The sequence below is a fragment of the Erysipelatoclostridium sp. An15 genome (genome assembly GCF_002160675.1).
GTDB classification, from domain to species: Bacteria; Bacillota_I; Bacilli_A; order Erysipelotrichales; family Coprobacillaceae; genus Thomasclavelia; species Thomasclavelia merdavium.
Genome location: NZ_NFLA01000099.1, coordinates 1 through 2,147, shown reverse-complemented (window position 1 = coordinate 2,147; position 2,147 = coordinate 1). Strand labels below are relative to the sequence as shown.

General features: G+C 38.1%; 1 protein-coding gene and 2 pseudogenes. All 3 read left to right on the top strand.

Annotated elements, in window-relative coordinates; translation table 11 throughout:
• Positions 1 to 138 precede the first annotated feature (138 nt).
• Positions 139 to 648 (top strand): annotated as a pseudogene (locus B5E92_RS15120) (XRE family transcriptional regulator); the annotation flags it as partial.
• Positions 649 to 828: 180 nt separating this feature from the next.
• A complete protein-coding gene (gene bcrA / locus B5E92_RS15115; protein WP_002576324.1) occupies positions 829 to 1,746 on the top strand; it encodes a bacitracin ABC transporter ATP-binding protein BcrA in 918 nt (305 codons plus the stop codon).
• Positions 1,739 to 2,032, top strand: a pseudogene (gene bcrB / locus B5E92_RS15110) (bacitracin ABC transporter permease BcrB); the annotation flags it as partial. The gene bcrA and the pseudogene bcrB, both read left to right, overlap by 8 nt.
• Positions 2,033 to 2,147: the final 115 nt, after the last annotated feature.

Sequence of the window (2,147 nt, the reverse complement as noted above, 5' to 3'; positions counted from 1 at the left end):
AACAAAAAAAGATTCCGACATTTTAATCGGTTCATATCAAAAAAGACCAATTATCATCAAAGATAGTTGGTCTTATGTTTTTATTTATCGGAATCTTTAGAAAGTCGGGATATCATTTTGAATTCCGATATCGGAATTCAACGCGGCAAGGGTTACCCTAACATTGAGTCGCTCAAGTGTATTTCTAAATTCTTTTCTGTGACCATAGATGAACTGCTATCGGGCGAAGAACTGATTACACTTGCCGAAACTGAAAATCGTTCCAACTTGAAAAAAATTTACAGTTTCATTTATGGAATATTAGATATGATGGCGGTTACTTTTATACTTTTGCCGTTGTATGGTAACCTTGTTGACGGATATATTTATTCTGTCAATCTACTTTCATTTACAGACACTACCCCAATATATCTTGCAATCTATTGGATTGTTTTTATTGTTTTGATTGCACTTGGGATAGCGAAACTGATGTGTGTTTGTTTTGAAAAGGAATCATGGAGCAACATAATCACAAAATGCTCTCTCGTGCTCAGTACGCTTTTTATCTGCTTCTTCGCTGCGGCAAGACAACCCTATGTAACCGCCCTTATGTTTCTGCTATTTGTTGCTAAAATATTTGTCTGGATAAAGCAAACCCAAACAAAGTAAAATGCCATAAACCCTTTAAAATAGGCTCTGACACGATAAGTGTCGGAGCTTTTTTCGTGCTGACATCTATTGTGTCGGCATTGTGACGGTAGATTTCTTGGCTTCTATGCAATACTCGTGGATAATAAGATTGTGGTCAGCGAAAACAAGAACAGCAACCCACGGAAAGGAGAATCAAATATGGATTATATCATTGAAACAGAAAATCTTACGAAGCGATACGGAACAGCCACCGTTGTCGATAAGGTAAATCTTCATGTGCCAAAGGGCAAAATTTATGGTTTGCTCGGCAGAAACGGAGCAGGCAAAACCACAGCAATGAAAATGATGTTGCAGCTTGCTTTCCCAACGGAGGGAACGGTACGCTTGTTTGGCACAAACTATAAGGAAAATATCCATACCCTTTATAGCAAAGTAGGCTCTATTATCGAAACACCGGGATTTTACAGTAATTTAACAGGGTATGAGAATTTGCAAATTCTCGCTAAACTGCGAGGGGGAGTATCTAAAAGTGGAGTAGAAAAAGCTCTTGAAGTTGTGGGGCTGCATAAGGAGAAAAGAAAAGTCTTTTCCGATTATTCCCTCGGAATGAAGCAACGGCTTGGTATTGCCGCCGCCATTATGCACGAGCCGGAGCTTTTAATACTTGACGAACCGATTAACGGACTTGACCCCATTGGAATAGTTGAAATACGCTCATTTTTATCTGAACTTAGTCACAATCATGGCATTACCATTTTTATCTCAAGCCATGTTTTAAGCGAGATTGAACAGATAGCAGATATTATCGGCGTTATGCACGAGGGGCATTTAGTAGAGGAAGTGAATATATCCGAGCTTCACAAAAGGAATCGAAAATACATTCAATTTGATTTATCTGACAGTGAGATAGCCGGAAAGATTTTAGAAAACCACTACCACATGACGGATTTTACAGTGCAGGACGGTACGGTGAGAATTTATGACTTTAGCCAAAGTGTTGGAGAAATCAATCGAGAATTTGCACGAAATGGACTGCTCGTGACAAGGATAAATGATAGTGAGGAAAACTTAGAGGACTACTTTTCTAAACTGATTGGAGGTGGCGGTATTGCTTAATCTTATTTCTTGTGAATTATTAAAACTAAAGCGTTCAAAAATGGTGCTAATTAGTGTGGCAGGGGTATTATCTACCCCACTTTTGATGTTAATAGAAGCCTTGCAAACACATTTTGATAAGCCGGAGATTATCTTTACCTTGTCTGACATATACAGCGACAGTGTACTGTATATCATGCTGCTGGTAAACATTATGATATATGTGGCAATTGCAGCTTACTTGTTTAGCAGAGAGTACACAGAAAGCACCCTCAAAACCATATTGCCCATACCCATTTCAAGGACATATAAAAGTTAAAATAAGATTACCCAAATTGTTGCAGATAAGTGGTTACACTTTGCATTAATCAGGGTAATCTTTTTTGATATAATTCTTTCCTGTAAAGGAGTGAATTATATTG

What these genes read in the sequence shown, in the direction of transcription:
- bcrA (WP_002576324.1), top strand. Translation starts at nt 829, where the DNA reads ATGGATTATATCATTGAAACAGAAAATCTTACGAAGCGATACGGAACA.